Source organism: Selenomonas dianae (assembly GCF_030644225.1).
Classification (GTDB): Bacteria; Bacillota; Negativicutes; order Selenomonadales; family Selenomonadaceae; genus Centipeda; species Centipeda dianae.
Genome location: NZ_CP128650.1, coordinates 87,733 through 113,676, shown reverse-complemented (window position 1 = coordinate 113,676; position 25,944 = coordinate 87,733). Strand labels below are relative to the sequence as shown.

At 58.3% G+C, this 25,944-nt stretch carries 20 protein-coding genes; 2 read left to right on the top strand and 18 right to left on the bottom strand.

Annotated elements, in window-relative coordinates; translation table 11 throughout:
- Positions 1-309: 309 nt before the first annotated feature.
- Positions 310-2,268, top strand: coding sequence for a methyl-accepting chemotaxis protein (locus QU667_RS00510; RefSeq protein WP_304987400.1), 1,959 nt, complete (start codon positions 310-312; stop codon positions 2,266-2,268).
- Between the two features lie 236 nt (positions 2,269-2,504).
- The gene (locus QU667_RS00505; RefSeq protein ID WP_304987399.1) at positions 2,505-4,481 is read left to right on the top strand and encodes a methyl-accepting chemotaxis protein; all 1,977 of its coding nucleotides are present in this window, start codon (positions 2,505-2,507) and stop codon (positions 4,479-4,481) included.
- A 223-nt stretch (positions 4,482-4,704) separates the two neighbouring features.
- Here QU667_RS00505 and QU667_RS00500 read toward each other — a convergent pair whose 3' ends face one another.
- From QU667_RS00500 to QU667_RS00410, 18 genes are all read right to left on the bottom strand, one after another.
- Positions 4,705-4,932 (bottom strand): type II toxin-antitoxin system RelB/DinJ family antitoxin, encoded by a 228-nt coding sequence (locus QU667_RS00500; protein WP_304987398.1) that lies wholly within the window; start codon positions 4,930-4,932, stop codon positions 4,705-4,707.
- 34 nt (positions 4,933-4,966) lie between these two features.
- The gene (locus QU667_RS00495) at positions 4,967-5,620 is read right to left on the bottom strand and encodes a sigma-70 family RNA polymerase sigma factor (protein WP_304987397.1); all 654 of its coding nucleotides are present in this window, start codon (positions 5,618-5,620) and stop codon (positions 4,967-4,969) included.
- A gap of 280 nt (positions 5,621-5,900) precedes the next feature.
- On the bottom strand, positions 5,901-8,069 hold the full coding sequence (locus tag QU667_RS00490; RefSeq protein ID WP_304987396.1) for a putative bifunctional diguanylate cyclase/phosphodiesterase: 2,169 nt from the start codon (positions 8,067-8,069) through the stop codon (positions 5,901-5,903).
- Positions 8,070-8,086: 17 nt separating this feature from the next.
- Complete coding sequence (locus QU667_RS00485) at positions 8,087-9,085, bottom strand: hypothetical protein (protein ID WP_304987395.1); 999 nt, start codon at positions 9,083-9,085, stop codon at positions 8,087-8,089.
- Positions 9,086-9,273: 188 nt separating this feature from the next.
- Positions 9,274-9,996: a 16S rRNA (guanine(527)-N(7))-methyltransferase RsmG gene (gene rsmG / locus QU667_RS00480; RefSeq protein ID WP_304987394.1), complete on the bottom strand. Its 723-nt coding sequence runs from the start codon at positions 9,994-9,996 to the stop codon at positions 9,274-9,276.
- A 190-nt stretch (positions 9,997-10,186) separates the two neighbouring features.
- Positions 10,187-11,437 carry a glycerate kinase type-2 family protein gene (locus QU667_RS00475; RefSeq protein WP_304987393.1) on the bottom strand — a complete coding sequence of 417 codons (1,251 nt, stop codon included), beginning with the start codon at positions 11,435-11,437 and terminating at the stop codon, positions 10,187-10,189.
- A 235-nt stretch (positions 11,438-11,672) separates the two neighbouring features.
- Positions 11,673-12,116, bottom strand: a complete 444-nt coding sequence (locus tag QU667_RS00470) for a protein-export chaperone SecB (protein WP_304987392.1) — start codon at positions 12,114-12,116, stop codon at positions 11,673-11,675.
- On the bottom strand, positions 12,113-12,397 hold the full coding sequence (locus QU667_RS00465; protein ID WP_304987391.1) for a hypothetical protein: 285 nt from the start codon (positions 12,395-12,397) through the stop codon (positions 12,113-12,115). The genes QU667_RS00470 and QU667_RS00465 overlap by 4 nt, the downstream gene beginning before the upstream one ends.
- The gene (locus tag QU667_RS00460; RefSeq protein WP_304987390.1) at positions 12,390-12,929 is read right to left on the bottom strand and encodes a hypothetical protein; all 540 of its coding nucleotides are present in this window, start codon (positions 12,927-12,929) and stop codon (positions 12,390-12,392) included. The genes QU667_RS00465 and QU667_RS00460 overlap by 8 nt, the downstream gene beginning before the upstream one ends.
- Positions 12,930-13,187: 258 nt before the next feature.
- A complete protein-coding gene (locus QU667_RS00455) occupies positions 13,188-14,150 on the bottom strand; it encodes a D-2-hydroxyacid dehydrogenase (RefSeq protein WP_304987389.1) in 963 nt (320 codons plus the stop codon).
- Positions 14,151-14,391: 241 nt separating this feature from the next.
- Positions 14,392-15,246, bottom strand: a complete 855-nt coding sequence (locus QU667_RS00450; protein ID WP_304987388.1) for an aldo/keto reductase — start codon at positions 15,244-15,246, stop codon at positions 14,392-14,394.
- A gap of 179 nt (positions 15,247-15,425) precedes the next feature.
- A complete protein-coding gene (locus QU667_RS00445) occupies positions 15,426-17,378 on the bottom strand; it encodes a TonB-dependent receptor plug domain-containing protein (protein ID WP_304987387.1) in 1,953 nt (650 codons plus the stop codon).
- 188 nt (positions 17,379-17,566) lie between these two features.
- Positions 17,567-18,541, bottom strand: a complete 975-nt coding sequence (locus tag QU667_RS00435) for an ABC transporter substrate-binding protein (RefSeq protein ID WP_304987386.1) — start codon at positions 18,539-18,541, stop codon at positions 17,567-17,569.
- A 9-nt stretch (positions 18,542-18,550) separates the two neighbouring features.
- Positions 18,551-19,333, bottom strand: coding sequence for an ABC transporter ATP-binding protein (locus tag QU667_RS00430; protein WP_304987385.1), 783 nt, complete (start codon positions 19,331-19,333; stop codon positions 18,551-18,553).
- The gene (locus QU667_RS00425; RefSeq protein WP_304987384.1) at positions 19,330-20,382 is read right to left on the bottom strand and encodes a FecCD family ABC transporter permease; all 1,053 of its coding nucleotides are present in this window, start codon (positions 20,380-20,382) and stop codon (positions 19,330-19,332) included. The genes QU667_RS00430 and QU667_RS00425 overlap by 4 nt, the downstream gene beginning before the upstream one ends.
- Positions 20,383-20,385: 3 nt before the next feature.
- Entirely contained in the window at positions 20,386-21,447 is a 1,062-nt protein-coding gene (locus tag QU667_RS00420) for an ABC transporter substrate-binding protein (protein WP_304987383.1), read from the bottom strand.
- An 89-nt stretch (positions 21,448-21,536) separates the two neighbouring features.
- Positions 21,537-23,720: a TonB-dependent receptor gene (locus QU667_RS00415; protein WP_304987382.1), complete on the bottom strand. Its 2,184-nt coding sequence runs from the start codon at positions 23,718-23,720 to the stop codon at positions 21,537-21,539.
- A gap of 25 nt (positions 23,721-23,745) precedes the next feature.
- Positions 23,746-25,929 (bottom strand): TonB-dependent receptor, encoded by a 2,184-nt coding sequence (locus QU667_RS00410; protein WP_304987381.1) that lies wholly within the window; start codon positions 25,927-25,929, stop codon positions 23,746-23,748.
- Positions 25,930-25,944 lie beyond the last annotated feature (15 nt).

Genomic DNA, 25,944 nt, shown 5'->3' with positions numbered 1-25,944 from the left:
TTTCCGCGCCCTCTTGATCGACAAATCCTCCACACAGCCCTTGCTATGCATCCGGCTTGTCCTCTCGAACGAACGAAAAATCTGCACCCGTCTGAGGGTCTGTTTGATCAGCGATTCCATAAACATAACTCCGCCCTATCCTATCATATCCTGCACATCCATGCAACATGGCCAACGATTCGATGCTTTTTCTGATCAATTCTTCCCATTTTATAAAAAAACGATAAAACAACTTGATTCTTTTCTTGCGATGATATAAAGTTTAATTATCCGTGCGTGAACAGGATTTATAGGAAGGAAATGGGTACATTGAGTATCAAACAAAAGCTTCTCCTCGTGGGCACCCTGATGGCACTGCTCGTTGCGGCGATCTGCGGCATCGGCTACTACAAGGCGCAGGATGCCCTGTTGGAGAGCACCTCAAACGAGATCGAGGCGACACTGGACAAGGAAGCCGCCACCGTCGAGGGATGGCTGATCGACAAACAGAAACAGGTGCAGAGCGGCGCCAACCTCATCGCCCTCATGGGGGATAACCCGGTCACCCTGCAACAGGAGATCATGCAGTACCCCCTGCACGACAAGGACATCCTCAGCTTTTACTATGGCGGGGAGGACGCCCGATTCATCAGCGGACTGGCGGGCAACGTCACAGGACAGCGCGACCCGCGCGAACGCCCGTGGTACAAGAACGCCCGCGCAGCGGGCAAGCCGATCTTCACCGAGGTCTACGAGGACGCACGCACGAAAAAGATGGTCGTCTCCGTCGCAGCCCCCTACGAGGCCGGCGTTGTCGCGGCGGACATCAGTCTCGACACACTCTCTGAACGCATCGCTCATCTGAAATACCACGGCGAGGGACAGGGCATCGTCGTTTCTCCGAGCGGGCTCATCATCGCTTCGACCGAGAATCTGACCATGAAAAAAGCGGATGACAATCCCATCCTCAAAGCGAATCTGTCCACAATGATACAGAACCAAAACGGCTACTTCGCCGCGGAAAAGGACGGCGAGCAGCAAATCATCGCCTATGCGACCGTCCCCGCGACGGGGTGGATCATCGTCATCTCCGTCCCCGAGAGCGTCGCCTTTGCACAGCTCGCAAGCCTCAAGATGACCTATGCAGGCATGAGCCTGCTCGGCATCCTGCTCGTCGTAGGGCTGATCCTCGCCCTCCTGCGCTTTGCCGCGACCATCACGGACACAACCGACCGCCTCATGCACCACGTCGGTGCACTCGCCAAGGGCGACCTCAGTCAGCCCGATCTGCCCGTCGCCTCACAGGATGAGCTTGGACAGCTCAGTGCGAACTTCAACACCATGATGAAGAACATCCGTGGTGTCATCCGACAGGTCGCGGAGACCGCAGAACAGCTTGCCGCCGCCTCCGAACAGCTCACAGCGGGCGCACACCAGATGGCGGAGTCCGCGACCGAGATCGCGGGTACCGTCGCAACCGTCGCCGACGGCACGGGGCGCCAGCGCGAGAGCATCGCCGACGCAAAGCAGAACATCGGCAGCGTTTCCGGCGACATCGAGCGCGTCACAGAAAAGGCGGCACGCGTCGCCGACAACTCTGTGGCGACGGCGGGTGCGGCAGAGAAGGGCGAAGCCCTCATGAACGACGCCATGCAGAAAATGACAGGCATCGAGCAGAGCGTCCTGCGCTCCGCCGAAGTCGTCGAAAAGCTCGGCGAGAGTTCCAAGCAGATCGGCGAAATCGTCGAGACCATCTCCGCCATCGCCGAGCAGACCAACCTCCTCGCCCTCAACGCCGCCATCGAGGCGGCACGCGCGGGGGAGACGGGACGCGGCTTCGCTGTCGTCGCCGAGGAGGTTCGCAAGCTCGCCGAGCAGTCCCGCGAGGCAGCCGAGCAGATCAAGGAGCGTATCCAGAGCGTTCAGCATGACACCGCACAAGCGGTGACCGCAATGCACAGCGGCACGACCGAGGTGCAGGAGGGAACGTCCGCCATTCACGAGGTCGGTGCGCAGTTCGAACACATCATGCGCATGGTCGACGAAATCAAGGAACAGATTGCGGACATCAGCAGCTCCATGCAGACCGTCACCGAGGGAACGGAACGGATCATCCAGTCTGCGACCATGGTCGATGAGCTCACGGAAAAGACGGCAGACCACATGCAGAACATCTCCTCCTCGTCCCAGTCGCAGTCCGCTTCCAGCGAGGAGATCGCCTCCGCCTCCCAGTCCCTCGCGACCCTTGCGACCGACCTGCAGAACGCCACACACAAATTCAAACTCTGAAAACAGCAGACACTGCCGCACGGAGAGAGATCCCGTGCGGCAATTTTGTTTTCATAAAGAATATTTGCAGATATGCTTATATTGTGTTAAGATAATGTAAATATAAGAAAACTCTCATAAAGTTATCGTTGCAGCATCGGGAAGTGCAGCGATTTCTATAAGAATGGCAATTTGGGCGGGTATGATCCCGCCTATATGCGTTTGATACATCTCATTTTGGGAAGGGAGCTGAGGGTATGAGTATCAAACAGAAGCTGGTTCTCATGGGCACACTCATGGCGCTGCTCGTAGTATCCATCTGCGGAATCGGGTACTATACGGCACAGACGTCGCTGATGGCGAGCATCTCCGAGGAGCTTGAGGCAAGCCTATCCGTGCAGGCGGCGAAGGTGGACGGCTGGCTCGCCAAGCGCGGACAGATCGCCGAGAGCACGGCGACACTGCTCTCCATGTATGCGGATCGGCCGGAACTCTATGAGCAGAACATGCTGAGTCTCGCCGCAAATGACAAGGACGTACTCGACATCTGCCATGGTACGGAGGACAGCCGCTTCATCCGTTGGGCGGAGGGCGACGTGAGCGCGCTCGTCAACCCGCATCAGCGCAAGTGGTACAACGATGCCAAGGCAAAGGGAAAACTCTTCTACACCGAGGCATATGAGGACATCTCCAATCATCAGACAGTCGTCTCCGCCGCCGTCCCGTACAACGGAAATAACGGCGCGGTGCGCGGTGCGGTCTGCGTCGATATATCCCTCGCGACCCTCGACACGCGCGTCAAGAATCTGAAATACCACGGCGAGGGCGAGGGCATCATCATCGAGCCCTCGGGACTCATCATCGCATCCAGTGAGGGCATGGCGATGCACAACGTCGAGGAGAACCCCGTCCTAAAGGAAAACTTCTCCGCGATGTTGCAGAACAAGAACGGCTATTTTGCCACGGAAAAGGACGGCGAGCAGCAGATCATCGCCTACACGACCGTCCCATCCTCCGGCTGGATTGTCGCCATTGCCGTGCCCGAGCGCGTCGTCTTTGCACAGCTCGCAAATCTCAAGATGACCTATACAGGCATGAGCGTGCTCGGCATCCTGCTCGTGGCGGGCATCATCATCGCCCTCCTGCGCTTTGCCGCGACCATCACAGGTGCGACCGAACGCCTCATGAATCACGTCGATGCACTCGCCAAGGGCGACCTCAGTCAGCCCGATCTGCCCGTCGCCTCACAGGATGAACTCGGGCAGCTCGCCGCGAACTTCAACACGATGATGAAGAACATACGCGGCGTCATCCGTCAGGTCGCGGAGACCGCAGAACAGCTCGCCGCCGCCTCCGAACAGCTCACGGCGGGCGCACACCAGATGGCGGAGTCCGCGACCGAGATCGCGGGTACCGTCTCCCATGTCGCGGACGGCACGGGTCGCCAGCGCGAGAGCATCGCCGACGCAAAGCAGAATATCGGCAGCGTCTCGGACGATGTCGGACGCGTCACGGACAAGGCGGCACGCGTCGCCGCCGGCTCGGCATCCACCGCCGAGGCCGCCGAAAAGGGCGAAGCCCTCATGAACGATGCCATGCAGAAAATGACGGGCATCGAGCAGAGCGTCCTGCGCTCCGCCGAAGTCGTCGAGAAACTCGGCGAGAGCTCCAAGCAGATCGGCGAAATCGTCGAGACCATCTCCGCCATCGCCGACCAGACCAACCTCCTCGCCCTCAACGCCGCTATCGAGGCAGCGCGCGCGGGCGAGACGGGACGCGGCTTCGCCGTCGTCGCCGAGGAGGTCCGCAAGCTCGCCGAGCAGTCCCGCGAGGCGGCGGATCAGATCAAGGAACGCATTACAGGCGTGCAGCACGACACCGCACAGGCAGTCGCCGCCATGCAGAGCGGGACAAGCGAGGTACAGGAAGGTACGGCCGCCATCCGCGCCGTCGGCACACAGTTCGAGAACATCACGCGCATGGTCGACGAGATGAAGGAGCAGATCGCAAACATCAGCAGCTCCATGCAGACCGTCGCCGAGGGAACGGAGCGGATCATCCAATCCGCGACCATGGTCGATACGATCACGGAGGAAACAGCGGAGAATATGCAGAACATCTCCTCCTCCTCCGAGTCCCAGTCCGCCTCAAGCGAGGAGATCGCCTCCGCCTCCCAGTCCCTCGCAACCCTTGCGACCGACCTGCAGAACGCCACACACAAATTCAAACTCTGAGAAATCACCACGAAGAAACCGTCAAAAACACCCCGCAGCGGCGCTGCGGGGTGTTTTTATGTGGCATAGCACGAATAAATTATTTTGTATTTTATCCTATTTTATTATTATTTGTTTCTATTTATTGTTATTTATCAAAAAAAACCCACAACGCTGTTGCAAAAGTCACAAGTTATCTAAAAAATCGCAAAAAAATAGGGGGCATATGCCCCCATACCGCAGGTCATCCGTTTTCCCCGTCGCTCCACGTCGTGTCCGTAAAGAGGTCGAGCGACTCACCCGGCAGCGCACGCTGCGCGGAGATCTCGAACGGGACGCGCTGCTCGCGCACACACGCGATGGCAAACATATTGATCGCCGTAGACATATTCATACCGACGGCACCGCAGAAATTTTCAAAATTCTTCTTGAGTTCAGCGTCCATGCGAATACTGATGCTGGTCTGTGCCATGTAGGACATCTCCTTTACAATTCCATTACCTTTACTAAGAATAGCATATTTCGCACGGAGTTGCAACCCCCACGCACGCCCGCAGTTTCCGCAGCAGGTTCGCCTTGCTCTTGCTGATCGCACTCGCCGATGTTCCGAGGAGGACGGCGATGCGGCGAAGCGTGAGGTCGCGGAAGTAATGCAGGGAGAGGATCTTCTTCTCGCGCTCCGTGAGCCGGTGCATGGCATTCTCCAGCAGCCCGCGCACGAGGAGGCGCAGATCCGCACGCTGTGTCATGTCCTCCGTACCGCCACAGCGTTCCCATGCGTCGCGTGCGTCCGCGCTCTGCTCGGGGTGACAGGTGCGCTCCCAGAGCCGCCGCTCGCGGCGGAACTCCGTATACAGCGCGTTGTGGACGCGTGCCCGCACGAACCCTGCGAACGGTGCGCCGTGCTTCGGATCGTAGTCGTGCAGTGCCTCGATGAAGGCAAGCACGGCGATGTTCTCCGCATCTGCCGCAAGGGCGGCGTTTCTGAGATACGAGATATGCGATTCGTTCACGATCAGCCCGCGATAGCGTGCGAGCATTTCACTCATCGCCTGCGCCTCACCGCGCACCGCACGCCGGATGAGCACATCCTCCTCCGCCTTCGTCAGCGGCTCGTACTGCGTGCGCTGCACCGTCATATCGTTCTGCCCGTTCTTCATATGATATTCCTCCTTCAAACATTCGTTTCGTTCAAAGGAATTATAGCAAAAAGAAACATACGATGCAAAACGCACATCAGTGTGATGGACAGAGAATCATACATCCGAAAAGGAGCACGGATGTTGTGTTCGGGCAAGGTACAGCGCGGTGTTCTGCGGAACATCGGGCGGGTGTTGTGCGGGGAAACACAGCGTCAAGACTGCGATGCTGCAAAAAGGCATACATCCATAAAAAAACTGCTGCACGAGCAAAGACCCATGCAGCAGGAATGAACCATTCTCATTCGTTCTCGTCAGCGGACAGCGATGCAATCGCCGCATTGATGAGCTTTTCATTGATCGCCTGAATGCAGGAGATGACGAAATCGCGCTGCCCGAGGCGGAACGGCACGAGATGATGCAGCCGCAGCATATGCGACCCGTCCGGCATCTCCTTGTTGAACAGCACCGCAACCTCCTCCCGCGCCATCTTATCCTCAAGAACGGCATGCAGGTGTTTGTCGCTGTAAAACGTCCGGAACAGCTTGCGCTCGGGCGGGATCACGCACTCCTCGGCGTAGTGCTCGACCACTTCCTCAAAATGTGTGTACTCCTTGATCAGCGGCGGTTCCGTCACCGCGCGATAGAGCTGTCGGATCTTCTTGCTGGCGAGATCAAAGAGATCCACACGGTCGTAGAGGCCGACGATCTGATTGAGCGCCTCCTGCACAGAGCCCGCCGCCGGGGAAAAGCGCGAAACGTTCACGGTCGCCATGAGGAATACCGCGCGTGTATCGTCCGCATCGCGCGTCACGAGGCGCAGACGCACGGAGTTGAAGGAGTTGCGCGTGATGAAGTCGGTATAGACCTCGCGCCCCGTGCGATCCGCCTCCGCCATCATGCGTGCGATCATGCGGCGGTTCTGGCGCATACGGCGCTCGTAGTGCGGCGTATGCGCACTCTCCTCGTCCAGCTCGATGCTGCGAAGGAACGCCTTGAACATCCGGCTCTGGTAGAGATAGCGGATCTCGCCGTTCTCCTCCTCCAGAATCGCCAGCGAGAGCGCGTCCCCGATCTCTGGCGACCCGCGCCGCTCGAACGCCTCCCCCGAGAGCACATTGATCGATCCGATCTCCGAGTAGTAGCCGGCGAGGCGGAAGGGTTCCACCGTCGTCTTTGCTGCCGGACCGTGACAGTAGGCAATCGCCTGATCGAGCGGCATGGGCGGGCTGAACAGATACCCCTGCAGCTTTTCGCAGCCGATCTCGCGCAGGAATTCGAGCTGTTCCTCCGTCTCAACGCCCTCGGCGAGGGTGTGCATCCCGAGCTCCTTTGCCATGTTGACGATGGAGCGGATGACAATCGCGGATTTCGGATTCGTTTCGAACGAGCGCAGGAAGTTCATATCGATCTTGAGCACGTCGAACACATAGTCCTTGACGTTGTTCAGCGAGGAGTAGCCGCTGCCGAAGTCGTCCATCCAGACCTCGTAGCCCGTCGCACGGAATCGTGCGATCTCCCCCTGGAGGAACTTCTCATCATCGTTCATCGCCCCTTCTGTGACCTCGATGTTGAGCAGGGAGCGCGCCACATCGTAGCGCAGACGGACATCCTCGACCGCCTGCACCATGTCCATCAGACGGAAGTCCGCACGCGAGAGGTTCACCGAAACGCGCAGGAGCTCCCACCCCGGCACCTCGCGGCGCATCCGATCAATCGACTGACAGACCTTCTCGATGATGTAGAGATCCAGCTGCGGCGAGAGGTGCGCGTCCTCCAAAACGGGGACGAATACCCCCGGTGAGATCATGCCGTGTACGGGATCCTTCCAGCGTGCGAGCGCCTCGAACCCGCAGATCTCGCGTGTCATCGCACGGATCTCCGGCTGATAGTAGACCTCGATGTAGCCCTCGATCAGCGCCTCCTGGAAGCAGCGGATGATGTGGCTGCGGAAATTCAGCGCCTCCTCCATCGCGGGGTTGAACTCCGCCCACGTCATATCGTAGGTGTTCTTGATGCTGTTGCAGGCGATCTTCGCGCGATCCATGATGAGCGCGACATCCTTCACATCCTTCGGCGGGCGGTAGATGCCCGCCTTGACCTCCATCGGCAGCCCCAGATCGTAGACGCGGATCCGCTCGTGAATGAACTGGATGCAGTCGCCGGGGTTCTCGCTCTGCGTCGCCACGGCAAAGTGGTCGTCGTTGAAGCGTGCAACGAGGTTCCCCTCGAACGTCTCGCGCAGGAGATCGGCGACGTAGCGCAGCAGACGATTGCCCTGCTGGAAGCTGTACCGCTGGTTAAAACTCTTGAAATTCTCAATGTCAAAATAGATAAAAATCAGCGGTTCCGCCAATTCATCCTGCAAATGTACCGACGCATGGCGCATAAACTGCATCATGTTGAGGAGTCCGGTTACCTGGCAGAGATCATTCTCTCCATACTTTTCCAACAAAATGAGTCCCCCCATTCCTTGCACGGTTCCCCTCAGAAGGAGATCCGTGCAAACTCCTCAACCACATCGCGCAGGCTCATGCCGCTCGTTCCGCTAAGAAGCCCGCCGCGCTGACCGGGTGCCGACTTCATCCGTGCGGTAATGGCCTCATAGAGATCATCCTCGATCGAGCCGGGTACCAGCTGCTCCCAGTTCTTCGGGTCGTAGACACGCTCCTTGACGGCGTTCTCCGGCCGTCCCGAGACCTCCAGTTCCGCGAGGAACATGATCTGGCGGCGCTGTGGACTGATGTAGTAATGCTCCAGAAAATATTTTGCCGGGCGGATCTTCCCATCCTCCGCCACAGTCTCCCCGGCGGTATTCTCCACGAGGCGCACCCACGCGTCGATCATATACTCGTCGCTGCTGTAGGGGCGCGGCACCCAACGCGTGTTGCGGACATCGAGAGCGTAGATGAACCCGTTGTCCGAAAAGAGGGTCTTGTAGCGCGATCCCCGATCACGCCGCTGCCGCTCCTTCTTCTCCGAACGTGCCGCCAAGGCGGCGGCACGTTTCTCCGCCTTGGCAGCGGCGACCGCTTGCCTGCGCTCCTGTACAGCGGCGGCGCGTGCCGCCTTTTTCTCGGCGCGTGCCTGCTGACGCTCCGCCCGTGCCGCCGCGCGTGCCGAAACCGCAGGTGCGGCGGGCGCAGGAGTGCTTTCCACAGCACTTCCGTGCGCCGTCACGTCCTCCGCCGCAGGTTTGATCTGCACAGCGGGCGCGGCGGGCGGCGCCTGTTCCTGTGCTGCCGCCGCTTGCGCCTTCTCCTGTGCACGCGCATTCATCCGCTCTGCCCGCGCCGCCGCACGCTCCGCCTGACGCTGTGCGCGTGCAGCCGCCTTGGCGGCACGCTCGGCATCCCGCGCCGCCTGTATCTGTGCCTCATCCGTCTGTGCCGCAGACACCGCATGGGGTGCCGCCGCCTCCGCGAACGGTGCAGCTGCAAGCAGCAGTGCCAATGCGCCGAGGGTCAGTCCTTTCCATCGCTTCATTCCGTCATCCCCTTGTCGAACAAACTCCCTGTATCATCAAGCAATGTATTCCGCAGATCGTTTCCCTTTCCACTGTCGTCGTTATGAAAAACCGCATAGGAAATATACCGATACCTATACTCACCCCATATTTTCGACACAAATCATATAAATCCTCTAAAGAAGTCACTGATAAAACGGCTCTTTTCCTATGGCAGCGGTTTTTGTTCCGCCCGCCCCGGCCGACGCGGATATGCCTTCGGTGTCGGACGCTCCTTGCGTACGGAAAGAATCGCACGGACATCCGTCCGCCCCGGCAGCTGCACGGGACGCGCGGCAATTGCGCCGCCGCCAAGGATCGCCGCAGCGCGTTCCCCCTCCGCCATCTCCTCAGCATATGCGCGCCCCTTGAGCGCGAGCACCGTCCCGCCCGTGCGCACCAGCGGCATGGTATACTCAAGCAGGACGGGCAAACGCGCCACCGCGCGGCTCACGGCAATATCATAGCGCCCACGGTGTTCCTTCTGCCGTGCCGCCTCCTCCGCGCGTGCGTGAATGCAGCGCGTATTCGTGAGCCCCATCGCCGCCGTAACGTCGGTGAGGAACCGAACCCGCTTTTGCAGCGCATCCATGAGCGTCACGCGCAGGTGCGGCGCATAGACCGCGAGCGGGATGCCGGGCAGCCCCGCCCCCGTGCCAACGTCGATGAGCGTGTGCGCCGCGCCAAAGAGCGACGCGTCGTACGCCGTCAGACTGTCAATGATGTGCTTGACCGCAACGTCCTCGGGCGCGGTGAGCGCCGTGAGATTGACGTGTGCATTCCGCTCGACGAGCATTTCATTGTAGCGGGCAAACTGCGCGATCTGTTCCGCTGTCAGCACAATCCCCGCCGCAGCGGCACACTCCTCCAGGATGTCCGCAAAAGAAGCCATTGAAATCACCTCTTATCTTTTTCTCATTATAGAGTATCTGCGCGCATTGGTCAATGGATTCGCGCTCTTTTTTCTACAACTTTTGTCCCAAACAGAAAATATATCTGTCCATGGAATCGGTGGAAGGACACAGAAATGCCCGCCCCCACGTCATGCGGAGGCGGACACAGGTCTTTCATCCCATGTTTATTCATTGTTCACGAGAGGATCGCCCCCGAATCAGCACGAGCGCAACATCGTTTACATTCGTCCCTGTAGGGCCTGTTATGATGAGGCCGCCGACCGCGTTCAGCGCAGGATAGGCATCGTTCTCCGCAAGTGCCGCCGCCGCACTCCTGCCCTCGCGGGTGAGTGCCGCCGCCGTCCCGCCGTCCACGTAACCGCCCGCCGCATCCGTCGGGCCGTCCGTGCCGTCGCTGCCGACACTGAACACCGCAACATTGTCAAGCCCTGCGATGCCGTCCGCCGCCGCGAGGGCGAGCTCCTGATTGCGTCCGCCGCGCCCCTTGCCCATGAGGCGCACGATGGTCTCGCCCCCCGCAATGTATGCCGTCGAAACACAGTCCGCCGCGTGCGTCCGCGCGATGCACGCGAGGAACTGTCCCGCCGCACGAGCCTCCAGATCGAGCCGATCGGTGAGAAGGACGGGCGCATAGCCGCGCCGCTCTGCCGCCGCCGCAGCCGCCGCGCACAGTTCGCGCACGCTGCCCGTGATGTGCGCCTCCACATTCGGCAGGGAGAACGGCAGGGGCGTGTCGAGAAGTGCGCGTGCCGCAGGAGAGAGCCGCAGCCCGTATTTTCGTGCAATGGCGTGCGCATCTGCCGCCGTCGATGCATCGGGGTGCGCAGGGCCTGAGGCGATCATGTTCAGGGGATCGCCGAGGATGTCGCTGAGCACGATGGAAAAGACGTGTGCGGGGGCGCAGTGCGCCGCGAACCTGCCGCCCTTGACCGCACTCATGCGCTTGCGGATCGTGTTCATCTCCACGATGTCCGCGCCCGAGGCAAGCAGCTGCTCCGTGAGATCCATGAGCTCTGCGGCGGGAATCAGCGGTTTTTCAAAGAGTGCGCTGCCGCCGCCCGACAGCAGAAAGAGCACCGTATCCTCCGCCGTGAGATGCTCCGTCAGCCGCAGAGCCTCCTCCGTCGCCGCAAACGAATTCTCATCGGGTACGGGATGCCCTGCCTCCATGCAGGTGACGCGCGGAATCGCCTCCATGACATGATCGTATTTTGTAATCACAATGCCGCAGTCGATGCGCTCCCCGAGCGTGTCCGCCGCCGCACGCGCCATCTGCCACGCCGCCTTGCCCACCGCGACGAGGACGATGCGCCCGCCGCCAAACGTGTGCCCCGCGAGTGCACGCCGCACCGCCGCATCGGGCAGAATCGCAGCGAAACTTTCCTTTATCATACCGTCCGCATCCGCACGCAGATTCATGATGATCTCTCCTTTCCCGGAATCGTTTTTCCTATCATAGCATATGCACACTTGTCAAGAAAGCGCGCGCCTGTTATAATAGACACAGAAAGAAACGTCCTATGACGGCATCTTTCCGAAATTACGTTTTGTTTTTCAACAACCGCTCACTCCGTCAAAAGCTGGGCGGTTATTTCTTTTTGTTTATCGCGCGTATATAAAAAGACGAACCACATCCGGATTGTGGTTCGTCTTTTCATTCGGCATGTGCCAGCTTTCTAACATCAACGAGTGGAAGAACCATAGGTCCAACGCCGGCCGTCATTGTGATATTGGATATGGCGGCACGTAAGAAGGGAAACATCACTGCTACACCATTTACTTCCAATAGTTTTTTTGCTTGGTCTTCGGGCGTATTCGGGGAAATATGAAATTCTCCATGCATCGTCGCTGATACCATCGGAAATTGTTCATTATTTTCCGCATTCACTTCGCAAGATAGTCTGATATCCCCTTTCAAAGTTGAATCGTCTTCTTTATTCAACGCAATTGCTATTCGAAATTTTGTTGAAACAGATCCTACCGCTTCACCCTCATCTTCATTGCCATTATTTCCATGATAGGAAAAGGACAACTTCTCGAACATATATCCCTGAAACTGTATTGCCGCATGGCACGATGTAAGCGATTTTTCACTCATGCCGCGTCCCCCCATTGCGGAAGTACATCACCCATCTTTGGAAGATCAAATTGATAACGTGGTTGTTTTTTCATGATAATTTGTTGCTCGATAACCGGCGTGATCTCTTCTGCTGTAGAAAAATGAAAACGCGGCGGTTTCGGTAGAGCGATACTGATAGAGACCGTATTTTCTTGGACAGAACCTATTTTTTTTAAAACTCTAATGAGTTCCTCCGCAGACATCTCTTCCAAAGCATGCAGAGCATCCTCTTTGAATTTCTGCGATAACATATCAATCACCTCTCTGTGGAGCCACATGACACCTTATGGTATCTTTCATAATACAAGATGGTTGTTTTACACAAACTTGGATATGTACTTGCGCATAGCCAAATCCTTCTGTACGGTTTCTTTTCGGAATATCATAGGCTGCGCGGACGAGTGCATATGGACGATTTTCAAATAAGAAATCCAAAGCATATCCTTCTTTGTGTGTCCAGTATATGTTGTTGGGGGAGAGGGTACTTGTAATTTTCTCTCGTATCCTTCTCTCATATTCTTCAAGGAAATTTCGATCTTCATCGATCGTTAAATCTACCGTATGCATATTTTCCATAACACATATCTTTGTAAATAAAACTTGAATGGTTTCGTCCGATAGTTTTTTATATGCCTTTACAAATTTATGTGCTTGGATTGGATCGTTTTCAAAGAAATATACGCCCCGCCCCAACCATTCATCCGATCCTGATGCTTTATAGGTACGTGTCGATAATATTTTCTCAGCACTTTCTTTTGAAGTGCCATGGTAACACGCTAAGAACTTATCCATAAAGTAATTCACCAATACCGATACACTTTTACGATTACTTTACACGACTATTATTATATTTTGATTATAAAATGCTTTCTTGTAGTAGCCAAAGTGCGACCATTCCCCCCCCTTTTCGGGGGGGAATGGCATCGCCACGAGCTTGCTCCTACCCAAAGACGTTTCAGGTACAGGATACGATAAGCAGCCAATAAACACAAACAAATTTTCGCCCGTGGACGCGTTGCATCCACGGGCTTTTTTATACCGAATGTCCCCTCAGTTCACAACATTCGTCGGCTTGCCTTCCATAAACGCACGCACGTTGTCCGCCGTCATCTGCATGATGCGCTCACGCGCCTCCTTGGTCGCCCACGAGATATGCGGCGTGATGATGCAGTTCGGTGCATGGAGGAGCGGATTGTCTGCCGCAATCGGCTCGGACGAGGCAACGTCAACCGCCGCATAGGCGACCTTGCCGCTCGTGAGTGCCGCCGCGAGATCCTCCTCCACGATGAGCTGTCCGCGCCCATTGTTGACGATGATGACACCGTCCTTCATCTTTGCGATGTTCGCGGCGTTGATGATGCCATCGGTCTCGGGTGTGAGCGGGCAGTGCAGGAAGATAACATCCGATTTCTGAAACAATGTGTCAAGCGGCACATAGTCCGCGAGCGCCCGCCCCTCCGCGCGTTCGGAGCGGCTGTAGGCGAGGACATGAACGTTCATCGCGGAGAGGATACGTGCGACCGCCTGACCGATGCGCCCAAATCCGATGATACCCGCCGTCTTGCCGCTCACCTCGATGAGAGGTTTTTGCCAGTAGCAAAAGTCAATGCTCCGCGTCCATTCACCCGCGTGTACGGAGCGGTCATGATGCCCCACCTGCGAGCACGCCTCAAGGAGCAGGGCGATTGCATACTGCGCGACGTTGTCCGTTCCGTAGACAGGCACGTTCATGACAGGGATGTCCTTCTCACGTGCATACGCCGTGTCCACAACGTTATACCCTGTCGCGAGTACGGCAATGGCTCGGAGGTTCGGGCACGCGTCGATGACGGCACGTGTGAGCGGCGTCTTGTTCGTGACGGCAATCTCCGCGTCGCCGATGCGCTCGGCGATCAGCGGCGACTCCGTGAGTGCGGTGCGGTCATAGACCGTCAGCTCTCCAAGCGCCTCAAGGGGTGCCCAGCTGATGTCCCCCGGATTCTCCGTAAAGCCATCGAGTACCACTATTTTCATCGTATTTCCTCCTACCTGCGAACAACAAACTTGCATACGTCTGCACGTGCCACGCAAACGCCTCGTTGCGCAAGCGATCACGCGCTTGTATGCTCAAATACCGGCGGACTTCTTAAACGCGCTACGCTTGAACGAAAGAAATCCGCCGGGGCATACCGCGCGTTTTACTCGCTTGCTCCACTAGGGTTTGCTTTGGCACTTTGCAGACGTTTTCCCTCCATAGAAAGATACCGTCGTCATCCTATTCAATATGCAGCGGCTCTTTCTGCGTCGGCGGCGGGAATGCGCGGTCAATCGCGGCGCAGTCCTCCTCCGTCAGATCAAACGCATCCGCGCCCGCGTTACTGACGGCGTGTTCCCGCCGCCCCGTACGCGGAATGGCAATCGTATTCCCGTCACGTATTGCCCACGCGAGTGCGATCTGCGCCGGTGTCGCGCCGTACTTCGCCGCAATTTCAGCGAGCACACTGCTCCAGAGGAGGTCACAGCCGAGCCGCCCCACCTGTGCGAGCGGGCAGTACGCCATGAGGGCGACGTGGTGCTCCCGCATCCACGGGAGGAGGCTGTAGTCGATGCCGCGCGAACCCATGTGGTAGAGCACCTGATTCACCGCACAGTTCGTGCCGCCATCAATCCGCCACAGCTCCTCCATATCCGCCGTATCGAGGTTCGACACGCCCCACGCGCGGATCTTGCCCGCTGCACGCGCCTCCTCCATCGCCGCGACCATCTCCGCAAGCGGCCGCTCGCCGCGCCAGTGATAGAGGTAGAGATCGAGATAGTCCGTCCCGAGGTGGGAGAGACTGTGGTCGAGCGACTGCATGAGCCGCGTGCCGTACGCGTTCGACGGCATGACCTTCGACACGAGAAAGAGCTTCGCGCGGTCATACGGACGGATCGCCTCGCCGACAAGCATCTCCGAGCGGCCGTCGCCGTAGTTCTCCGCCGTATCAATGAGAATCATCCCCGCCTCGATCCCCGCACGCAGCGCGTCAATCTCGCGTGCCCGTGTGCCCTCCGCATCGCCAAGATACCAAGTCCCCTGTCCGAGCGCGGGAACAGTCCCCCCGTTTGACAGTGTTACCGTATGTTTCATCGCGGTATCCTCCTTACCCGTCAGAACGGCATATAGGAAATATGTCCGCTCCATTCTTCTTTTTTCAATTTTACACGAATTTCGCCGATGAGGAAAGACGTTGCAGGATTTTCTTTGACATACACAAATACCCCGACAGCACGCAGCCATCGGGGTATTTTCACGTCCAAAGGAACGAATCAGAACATATAGTTCACGCCAACGAGGAAGGAGCGTCCGACGGTGTAATAGTTGCCGCTGTTCGTATAGTCACGGCGATTGAAGAGATTGTCCACATCGAATGTCCCGGTGAGGTCAGGGGTGAAGCGATAGGCGACATGAAGATTCGAGGCAAGCAGATTGCCCGAAATTGGCATAAAGCGTACGCGCTCATTACTCGTACTGTTGTAGCCGCGGTCGCCCCAGTAGCTGAGACTGAGCGCCGCCGAGAGGTCGCGGTTCTCGTAGTTTACGCCGGCAGTCAGCTGATAGCGGCCGAGCGCGCGCACGAAGGGCTGCCCATCCTTGTACTTGCGCTCGGGATTGCCGACGGTAAAACCGGTGTTGAACGTGACGTGTGCATCGGCATCCTGTGCATAGGACACCTCCAGTCCTGTATTCTGATAGGATGCTGCGTTCGTCTGGTAACTCCTGCCGTCGCTGCCCTTCACACTGACAATCTGATCGCACACATCTGTATGGAACACAGTCGCTGTAAAGCGGCGGCCTTTGCCGTCATACTTGTACCCCACCTCATAGTTCCACCCGGACTCCGGTTTCAGATTCGGATTGGGAACCATGACAACGCTCGCATAGTACAGGTTGCGGAAATTCGGCATACGGAAAAATTTGCCCACACTCGCATAGACGGCGCTGTCACGACTGAGGCGCGTGGTCACCTGCAGCTGCGGAAGAAAGGCGTCATAGTCGCCCGCCGAGGACTTCACCCAATCCTGACGCATGCTGACAATCGCCGCCGTCACGGGGCTGAGGTCACGATCATACGAGGCAACGAGCGAGTATTCATTCATGCCGTAGCCGCCGAACTTTGCATAGGGTTTTAGCGTACTGTCGCTCTCTGAATACTTTCGATACTTCTGATTCTGATTGACGTAGGTCTGCCGCTTCGCCGAAATACCGACGAGCGTCGTACTCACATCGTCCTTCCAGACCTTCTTCACCTCCGCGCCGTACTGGCGGTGATGGCTCTTCTCCCACTCTACGGTGCTCGGATTCACGATAAACCAATCGGGGTTCGAGATCGAGCGGAAATTGTAGTACGCACTGCCTGACCACCCCTTTTTATCCTGATAGCCGAAATTCGCAAAATGCTCATCGTCGTCGTACTTGAAATACTTGAGGAGATTCCCTGCAGCGTCGTTGTAATGAATGGAGTGATTCTTGCCGCTGTACATATAGGAGAGGCGCATCTCGTCATTGATCTTGTACGTGAGGTTGACGTGATCCTTGCGGCTCTTGCCAAATCCGACCATATAGGGGGTCTGTGTCCCGTTGATCTTCAGCTTCCCCATCGTATCCGTCAGATTCCCCGTCGCACCGTAGTACGAACGGCTGACGGCGATGCCAACCTTGCCGAGGTCGATGGTCGCCGCATAGTCGCGCTGCCCGCGATCCCCCGCCGCCACACGCACCGAGTTCTTATAGGTCTCCTTCGTGATGACATTCACAACACCGCCAAACGCCTCCGAGCCGTAGAGTACGGAGCCGCCCCCCTTCACGATCTCCACACGCTCCACAGCGTCGAGGCTCATCATGTCGAGATGGCTCACGTTATTGAACGAAGCGGGCACACCGTCGATTAGGACAAGTGTCCCGTTCTCAACACCACGCAGGTTTACGCCCGCGTTGCCCGTGATCCACGTCTGTCCGTCGGGGCCCATATTGGTAAAGTGCACGCCATTCTTGAATTTCAGTGCGGAGATCACATCGCGCGCGCCCGTCTTTTTCAACTCTTCTGCCGTATAGACCACCGTATCGGCAGGCGTGTCGAGTGTCGGCTTCTCATAGCCCTGTGCTGTCACGTTGACCGCAGTCGTCTCATAGCTCTGCGTCTCCCCCTCTGCCGCCTGCGCCGCAAGCGGAAACGCACAGAGTACGCATGTCATTCCTGCCATCCATCGTTTCTTTCCCATAAGGTCCTCCTAAAGGAATCGCTGATAAAATGAAGTTCGTCAGATTGGCGTAGGTTTTTTCGTCCGATTGAGAAGGCAAACCGGACGCATAGCCAAAGCTATGTGGAGGATTTGCCGACAAAAAGCGGGCAAAAAAGATGCGCTAAGATGGCGTGGCTGAATTTATCAGTGCTTCCTAAAATATATTCCTATTGTTCCGCGACCGTCAAATGCCGCCCCACGGGCGGCTCGATCAAATCCCCATAGGCGAGGTGCGCGATGTCCTGTGCCCCGAACACCATATCCTGCGAGGCGTTATAGATGTAGCCCTCACGCGGGCGCACAATCCGCTGCGTACGGATCGCCTTCACCGTTTGGAGCGCAGGATCGTCCAGATATTCGCGGTTGAACTTCTCGATGTCGTAGCTGCCGTGGTCGTTCCAGACCGGCACGATCAGGACATCGGGATTCACCGCGAGAATGTGCTCCTTCGTCAGCGACTGCCCCGCCGTGAGTCCGATCTCTGCCGCGCCGTTCGTAACGCCCGCCATCGTGCAGAGCGTATCGAACAGCCCACCGCGATTCCCAAACGTCGGCGACATGGAGATGACGAGCACCTTTTTTCGCCGATCGGTTGGAATCCCTGCAACACGCTCCATGAGTTCTGAACACGCCGTGTCATAGGCGGCGAGGAGGGCAGCGCCCTTTGCCTCCTCACCAAGCGCGGCTGCGACAAGCTGCACTGCCGCATGAACCTCCTCCGGCGTGCGCGGCTTCCGGCACGCGACGACGCGGATGCCGAGATCGCGCAGGGTATCCCCCACAGCCGCATCTTTCCCCGCATCCAGAAACACAACATCGGGATGCAGGGCAACAACCTGTTCCGCCGACGGCTGATTCAGCTTCACAGGAATCGTCTCCGCGATGGAGACGATGTTCGAGCTGTTCGGGTCATCCGCGAGATGGTCGATCCCAACAAGATGTTCCGACGGCAGCATCCCCAATACAATATCATCAAGCCAGAGCCCATAGTTCAGAACGCGCACAGGCTTTTGATCAAAAGCGACCGTCCTTCCCTCAGCATCCGTCACCGTATAGCCGCCCGCACGCTCATTCTGCACGCCCCCACAGCCGAGCGCAGAGAACAGCAACGCACACGAGAGCATCAAAACGAATATGCGCATGAACCCCTCCTATCCATCCTTCAACAGCCGCACGTGCTTCGCCCCGTCCTCGACGGTGACACGCGTATGCACGCCGTACATTGCCGCGATATGCTCCTCGGTCAGCACCTCCTGCGCCCGCCCGTATGCGAATACATGAGCGTCCTTCAGCATGAGGATGGTGTCGCAAAAGAGCGAGGCGAGGTTGAGGTCGTGGATGGTCATGAGGACGGCGATACCGTCCCGCCGCGCGATCTCCGTGATGAGGCGCAGGATAAAGAGCTGGTGATAGAGGTCGAGGCTCGCCGTCGGTTCATCGAGGATGATGAGCCCTGTTTCCTGCGCGAGTGCGCGCGCGATAAAGACGCGCTGCCGTTCGCCCCCGCTCATCTCCCGAATGCTGCGAAAGGCGAAGTCCGAAAGTCCCATGCGCTCCATCACGCGAAACGCAATCTGCTCATCCTCCGCGCGGTAACGATAGCCCGCATACGGCAGCCGCCCCATGAGCACCGCTTGCAGTGCCGTCATGCCGAATGCGGCATTCGTATACTGCGGCACATAGGCGACCCGCTGCGCGATCTCTCCTGCGGAAAGCGCGGCGAGATCCGCGCCGTCCACCTGCACTGTCCCCGCAGAAGGATGCAGGAGCCGGGCAATGCACTTGATGAGCGTCGTCTTGCCCGTGCCGTTCGGGCCGAGCAGCCCGAGCACCTCGCCCGACGCGATGCCGAGAGACACATCGTCCAAGATACGCCGCTCCGGGCGATAGCCGAAGGTGAGATGCACCGCACAAAGACGCATTGCTGCACTCATGTCGATGGCCTCCCCCCGCGCAGGATCAGATGGATGAAGAGCGGCACGCCGAGGAAGGAGATGACGATGCCCACGGGGATCGTCACGGGGTAGAGGATGAGCCTCCCGACCGTATCCGACACGAGGAGAAGCGCCGCCCCGAGCACCGCCGTAAACGGCAGATAGAAGCGGTGATCCGTTCCGATGAGGAACCGCGCCATATGCGGCGCGATCAGCCCCACGAAGCCGATCACGCCCGTAAAGCTGATGATCGTCGCCGTCATAAAGACTGCGACCAGACCCGCAATCGTACGCAGACGCACGGGGTTCACTCCGAGACTGCGTGCCGTCTCATCGTCGCTCACCGCCATCACATTGAGCGGCAGGGCATAAAACAGAGCGACGACGCCCCCCAACAAGACGATGGGGCTACCCATGGCGACATACTCCCACGAGGCGCGATGCAGCGAGCCAAACGTCCACTGAATGACTGCCGCGAGCTTGTGCTCCTGTGCGAAGAACTCGAGCGTCGCCGTGAGCGCGCTGAAGAAATAGTTCAGCGCGATGCCGACGAGCACAATCGTGGTCGGACTGAGCCCCGAGCGCTGTGCAATCCCGTAGACGATGACGCCGCACGCGCACGAGAGCAAGAACGCCGCCCCGATGATGCCGAGGTCGCTGTCGAGCGCCGTCCCCGCCGCGAGCACGATGCAGAGCGAGGCGCCGAGCGCCGCCGCCGAGGAGATACCAAGCGTGAAGGGGCTGACGAGATAGTTGCGCGTCACGGACTGCATGAGCGCCCCCGCGAGTGCGAGCCCCGCGCCTGCGATCAGGGCGAGCAGGACGCGCGGCAGACGCAGCAACAGGATGATCTTGTTCATCGCCGCGTCTGCGCCCATCGCAATCGTTCCGTCAAAATACTGCGCAATCGCGTCCACGGTCTGAAACGGCCCTGCCTCCTTCATCCCAAGCGTTGTAAACACATAGGCAGCGATGAGTGTCAAGACAGCGCCCGCCGCAATCATGAGATATTTGCGCCGCCCGCGCGCGTGATATTCCTGTGCCAGCATCGCCTACTCCCCCGTCAGCGGAAACGCGGGGTAGGTATGCCCCTCGACATACGGGAGGTGCTGATATTTCTCCACCCAGACCTTGAATACCTCCTCGGGATGGAGGTCGGGCAGCAGCTCGGGGTAGAGGAATTTCGCAATATACATCGTCCCGACGAGCTTTGATGCGCCGCCGTGCGCATAGTGCGAAAGCAGCAGAATGCGCTGATTCTTCACCGCGTCGATCGTGTCCCATCCCACGCGGCTCTCGAGCTCGTGCAGGATACGCGCATGATCCTCGGGGCTCGGCGGAAGGTAGGAAGCGCGCACCTTTGGCTCGGACACCTTCACGATGTAGGCGGGGTTCCGCTCGATCACCGCCTCGGGGTTCACCTGCGGATTCTTCGCGTCGCCAAAGATATTGTCCGCGCCCGAATACGCCACCATGTCGTAGAAATAATCCCCGGGCACAGTCGTATTGCCCTCCGTGCGGTACTCAAAATAGAGCCGCTTCTTCGGCACGTTCGCCGTTCTCTGGCGGATATAGTCCAGCTGTTCCGTAAAGAACGCCGCAAGCTCCGCCGCCTCCGCCTCCTTGCCGAAGAGCCGCCCGATCAGTGCGCAATTCTCCTGAAATGCGCCGGTATAGTAGGCATCCACAACGATCACAGCGATTCCAAACGGCGAGAGTTTCTTCTCCGCGTCCTCCCAGCTGCCGTTGCCCGTCAGAATGAGCGCCTGCGGCTGCAGCTCGATGATCTTTTCATAGTTGAGATTGGTCTGATTCGCGCCGATCACCTGATCCTGCGTGAACCGCCCGGGGAAGGCGGAGGGGTTTTGAAAGATATAGCTATCGACGCCGACCACCGTGTCGATCGCCCCGACCGCATTGATGAACTCGACGTTGTAGGCATTCGACACGACAACGCGCGTCAGCGGATAGGGTATCGTCACCTCCCGCCCGATACTGTCCGTGACGGTGATCGTCTCCACGCCCTGTGCCGCCTGCTCTTCCCCCTTGCCGCAGCCCACGAGGACGAGCAGCAGGCAGAGTGCGATGCCGCATAAAAATATTTGTATCCTCATCTTCATCTCCTTCCACCGTATCAATAAACAAACGAAATAATACAAAAGCCCCACGTCATCGTATGCCAAAACGACGTGGGGCCACCCTCTTACAGGCTGACCGAAGCCGAGAACATGAGGGTGCGCGGCATCGAGAGACCGAACGTCGTCGAACCGCCCCTGCCCATCCAGTAGTTCCTGTCAAGTGCATTATAGCACATAAAGCTCAGTTCGAGCGGCATGCCGTCGAGCTTCGTGTGATACTTCATGCCGAGATCCAGCGTCACATAGGAGGGGATCTCCGTGCGGCCGTTCGGGCCGGCGCTGTCGAGGTGCGCATTCCCCACCCAGTTGAGGCGTCCCTGCACGCTCACCTTCTCATCTGCCTGATAGGTGAAGCCGAGGACGCTGCTCCACTTTGCCGTGCCGTTGACAAACCAACCATCCTTCGTCCCACGCTGCGTTTTGTCGCGCGTGGCATCGAGATAGAGGAATCCGCCCGTGACTGTCCACTTCGGCGCAACCTGCCCGTTTGCCGTCATTTCGACACCGCGATAGACATTTTTCCCATCCGCAGAGAAATACTTATTGGCACCGACCCACGTATCAAAACGGTTCGGCTCGTCGATCTCAAAGAGTGCGAGCGTCGTCATCAGCCCTTTGTTCGCATACTTCACGCCAATCTCGTTCTGCTTGCTGCGCACCGGAGCGAGCACGGCGCCGACGTTTGCATAGCTCGCGTCCGTTACAACGTAGCCGCGCGAGAAGCTCTCCGTATGCCCGTAGTAGACCGCCGTATTTGCCGTCGGCTTGTAGGTCAGCCCCCACGTTGGGAGGACATTGTCGTTGCGGATGATCTTCTTGTTCGTCAGGTTTTCAAAATGCTCGTGCTTGCGCGTCGCTGCCAGCATGACATTCCACTTGCCGAAGGACATCGTGTCCATTATGGAGACACCCGTATTGACTTCGTTCCACTGGGCGACCTCCGGCATCATCTGCGGCAGGGGGTAGAAGCCCGGGCGGAAGATGATCCCGTCGTAGAGATTGCCACCATACAGCCCTGTTTTGCCCGTATTTCCCTTGTTCCAGTAGTCTGCCTTGGAGCGATCCACCGAGACTGCCCACTGATGCTGCACCGTGCCTGTCCTGAATTTGCCCGAGAATCCGAGCTGCAGATAGGAATTATTCGCGGATTCGTTCTGTGCATTGGAGCGGTTGCGGCTCGTGAAATTACCCGCTGTGTCGAAGTTCAAATTCGCGCCCGAGTTCATCTTGTCCCCGTCACGCCACGTGTATCCCGCATTGAAGAAGACCTTCAAATGATCGTTCAGCTTGTGCTCGTGGTTGAGCGTTGCAATCTGACCGTACATCCATTTCCACGTCTCGGGGAAATCATAGCTCATCTTCGACTCGGGTGCGGAGGGCAGGCTGCGCCCGTTTCCACTGTAGGTGAACCAGCGCTGCGCGCCAAAGACCTTATAGTCCCAGTTCCCGAGGAAGATGTTCGTCGTGCTGTTCTTCCCCTGATGGTCGATGTTGAGGAAGACATCCTGCCAGCGGATCTTCGACCCCGGCAGCGACAGCCCGCCGTCGAGCATCTCCGCGTTCACGCGCACGCCCCACGCGTTGTTCTTGCCGAAGCGGCGCGCAATATCGAGATACTCGCCGGCGGTCGAGCGCCCCGAGATCACCTGCGTATACTTCGTCACGGGTTCGCTGCCCGCGCGCTTCGTCACGACGTTGATCGTCCCCGGCGCAGGTGTCGCGCCACCGTTCGTTCCGTTGTTCGACATGCTGACGCCGTTAACCGCCGCATTCGGCCCCGAGGTGATGTCCATGCGCTCGATGATGTGCGCGGGCGGCATTGTGTACTGGGAGAACATGCTGGGCACGCCGTTCAGCAGGAAATGATTGCCGTTCATATTGATCCCGCGCATCGAGAAGTCCGAGTACATCGGCGAACTCGTACTGGTGCGGATGGACGGATTGTTCAGTAGCACATTTGCCAGCGGCTGACTCGGATCGCTGTACGTCTTGATCGCTTTCTCCGTCATGCTCTGCATGGAGTAGGGAATGTCGAGCACATCCACATCTCCCATAATGCCCATGCGCGCGGTCTTGCTGACGAGTCCGCCCCCGATCTCCGCCTCCTCCGTCTGCGCCCCCTCAACGGTAACAGGCGCGAGCTCATAGGAGTCCATCGCCTCCGTCCTCTCTGCGGCACTTGCTGCGCCCATCCACATCGAGCCGACGGCCGCAAGTGCGACCGCAAGCGCCAGCTTTCGTTTCGTCATGTCCATTTCCTCCTTGATTCTTCTCTTACAGGCGGATCGTCGCGGACAGCATATAGGTTCTGCCCGGATTCAGCATGAGGCCGCCCTCGCTCCACTTTACGGTCGTGGTTGACCAGTACATCTTGTTGAATACATTGTAGACCATGAAATTCAGCGCCATCGGACACCCGAACGCCTCGGTCTTGTACTGTGCGCCGAGGTCAAACCGCGTCCATGCGGGTACTTCGATGCGGTTCAGACTGTCCGCATAGGATGTGCCGAAATGGTGCATACGCCCGTAGATGTTCAGCCCCTTCGCCTTGGTCTCCCAGTCGAGCGCGAGGGTCGCATTGAACTGCGGCGTCCCAAAGACCTGATTGCCGTCCTTCCGTCCCCCCTGCGTACGCTCATACTCCGCATTGAGGATCATGAAGCCGCCCATGATATTGAGGCGCGGCGCTACGTGTCCGAACACGTTCCACTCGATGCCCTGACTGCGTGTCATGCCGTCCATCACATAGTAGTTGCTCGCGTTCACGATTGCGGTCGGCTGATTGATGCGGAAGAGGCTGAGGGTCGATGCCCAGCTGCCCATATCCCATTTTGCACCGAGCTCATACTGCTTCGTCTTGACCGGCGGCATGACATCATCCTTGTTGATGACGGTGCTCGGCGGCGAGGACACCGTACCGAGGGACTCGGCATAGTTCGCATAGATCGCCGTGCGCGGGGAGAGTTTGTAGAGCGCACCGAAGGTCGGCGTATTCGCACATTTCTCATAGGACTTGGTCTCCGCGCCTGTGGTGCGGCTGAGTGAGCGCGTATGGATGGTCTGGTGGCGCACGCCCGCAACGAATTTCAAACGCCCGTCCTTCGTTGCAATGCTGTCCGTAAAGACGAAGCTGCGGTAGTTTGCCTTGCTGCCGACATACCACTGCCCCTCGGGCGCACGCGGCGCTCCGGGGTCGGTGATCAGCCCCTGATAGATATTGCCCGTCAGATGCGAGGTCGTTCCCGGCGCATAGTTCGACCGGCTGTGCTGCGAGAGATAGTCATAGCCGACGGTGAGTGTGTGATCCAGGATGCCGCTCGTAACGTCGTATTTCAGCCCCGTCATAAAGGCACGGCGATCCGTCTTGCCCATCGTGGAGCTGCCGGATATGTCGAGCGTGTAGTCGCCCGCGTCGTTCTGCAGGAACGGCTTCGCCGTGATGTAGCCCGGCCAGTCACGGTGCATGATGCCCGCCTTCGCGTAGGCGGTCAGATGTCTGCCGAGCTTCTGCTCGTGCTGCAACAGATAGACGCGGTGCGTATGCGAGAGCAGCGCCCAACGTGGCATAAAGTTTTTCACAACGGAGTTCGCCGCGGGCAGACGCGTGACACTCGTCCCCCAGTTCGCGTCCTTGATGCGCAGCACCTCGGGCATCCCGTGGTTCACCTCGGTGTCATAACCATAGAGGAAGGAGCTTTTGCTCTTTGCATCCTCGTGATCGATGTTCACGTAGAGATCCCTGCCGTGCAGATCCTCGCCGCTCATGGTCGTGCGCCCGTTGTGCGTCTCGGCATTGATGCGGATCCCCCACTCCTGATTCTTCCCGAAGCGCTGCCCCCAGTCGATGCCGTGGGAAAAATACCGGCTGCTCGCATACGATGTTGTGATGTCGAGATTCGGCTTCGCCTCCGCTTTCTTCGGCACAAAGTTGATAAAGCCCGAGGCGGACTGTTGGAGACCGATGCCGCTGACAACGGCGTTCGGCCCCGCGATGATCTCCATGCGGCCGATGTAGTTCGTCGGCTGGTTCTGCATCATAATCATGCCCGGTACACCATCGAGCAGGATGTCATGTGTGTTGAACGGGATGCCGCGGATCTGCAGCTCGACATTGTTGTTCGTCGAGGCGCCGCCCACCATGACGGACGGGTTGTTCGTCGCCGCATTGAGGAAAGCACGCGTCGGGACGAAGCTCTTCTTCAGCGTTTCGTCCGTATAGGAGACGACGTTCACGGGCGCCTCAAGCACATCCCCGCTCCCGAGCGCACCGAGCGATGCGGTCTCCGCCGTCATGGCATCGGTCTCTGCGGCACGTTCCCCCTCCACCTCGACGGGCGCGAGCTCATAGCTGTCGAGCGTCCCATCCGCGTGGGCAGTTGTCTGCTCTGCGGCGTAGGCAGAGGCACTGACGGTCATGAGCGCCGTCATAATTGCTGCGGTCAGCTGTTTCTTTCTCATATGTTCCAATTCCTT

What these genes read in the sequence shown, in the direction of transcription:
- QU667_RS00505 (WP_304987399.1), top strand. Translation starts at nt 2,505, where the DNA reads ATGAGTATCAAACAGAAGCTGGTTCTCATGGGCACACTCATGGCGCTG.
- QU667_RS00500 (WP_304987398.1), bottom strand. Translation starts at nt 4,932, where the DNA reads ATGGCACAGACCAGCATCAGTATTCGCATGGACGCTGAACTCAAGAAG.
- QU667_RS00495 (WP_304987397.1), bottom strand. Translation starts at nt 5,620, where the DNA reads ATGAAGAACGGGCAGAACGATATGACGGTGCAGCGCACGCAGTACGAG.
- QU667_RS00490 (WP_304987396.1), bottom strand. Translation starts at nt 8,069, where the DNA reads ATGGGGGGACTCATTTTGTTGGAAAAGTATGGAGAGAATGATCTCTGC.
- QU667_RS00485 (WP_304987395.1), bottom strand. Translation starts at nt 9,085, where the DNA reads ATGAAGCGATGGAAAGGACTGACCCTCGGCGCATTGGCACTGCTGCTT.
- rsmG (WP_304987394.1), bottom strand. Translation starts at nt 9,996, where the DNA reads ATGGCTTCTTTTGCGGACATCCTGGAGGAGTGTGCCGCTGCGGCGGGG.
- QU667_RS00475 (WP_304987393.1), bottom strand. Translation starts at nt 11,437, where the DNA reads ATGAATCTGCGTGCGGATGCGGACGGTATGATAAAGGAAAGTTTCGCT.
- QU667_RS00470 (WP_304987392.1), bottom strand. Translation starts at nt 12,116, where the DNA reads ATGAGTGAAAAATCGCTTACATCGTGCCATGCGGCAATACAGTTTCAG.
- QU667_RS00460 (WP_304987390.1), bottom strand. Translation starts at nt 12,929, where the DNA reads ATGGATAAGTTCTTAGCGTGTTACCATGGCACTTCAAAAGAAAGTGCT.
- QU667_RS00455 (WP_304987389.1), bottom strand. Translation starts at nt 14,150, where the DNA reads ATGAAAATAGTGGTACTCGATGGCTTTACGGAGAATCCGGGGGACATC.
- QU667_RS00450 (WP_304987388.1), bottom strand. Translation starts at nt 15,246, where the DNA reads ATGAAACATACGGTAACACTGTCAAACGGGGGGACTGTTCCCGCGCTC.
- QU667_RS00445 (WP_304987387.1), bottom strand. Translation starts at nt 17,378, where the DNA reads ATGGGAAAGAAACGATGGATGGCAGGAATGACATGCGTACTCTGTGCG.
- QU667_RS00435 (WP_304987386.1), bottom strand. Translation starts at nt 18,541, where the DNA reads ATGCGCATATTCGTTTTGATGCTCTCGTGTGCGTTGCTGTTCTCTGCG.
- QU667_RS00430 (WP_304987385.1), bottom strand. Translation starts at nt 19,333, where the DNA reads ATGAGTGCAGCAATGCGTCTTTGTGCGGTGCATCTCACCTTCGGCTAT.
- QU667_RS00425 (WP_304987384.1), bottom strand. Translation starts at nt 20,382, where the DNA reads ATGCTGGCACAGGAATATCACGCGCGCGGGCGGCGCAAATATCTCATG.
- QU667_RS00420 (WP_304987383.1), bottom strand. Translation starts at nt 21,447, where the DNA reads ATGAGGATACAAATATTTTTATGCGGCATCGCACTCTGCCTGCTGCTC.
- QU667_RS00415 (WP_304987382.1), bottom strand. Translation starts at nt 23,720, where the DNA reads ATGACGAAACGAAAGCTGGCGCTTGCGGTCGCACTTGCGGCCGTCGGC.
- QU667_RS00410 (WP_304987381.1), bottom strand. Translation starts at nt 25,929, where the DNA reads ATGAGAAAGAAACAGCTGACCGCAGCAATTATGACGGCGCTCATGACC.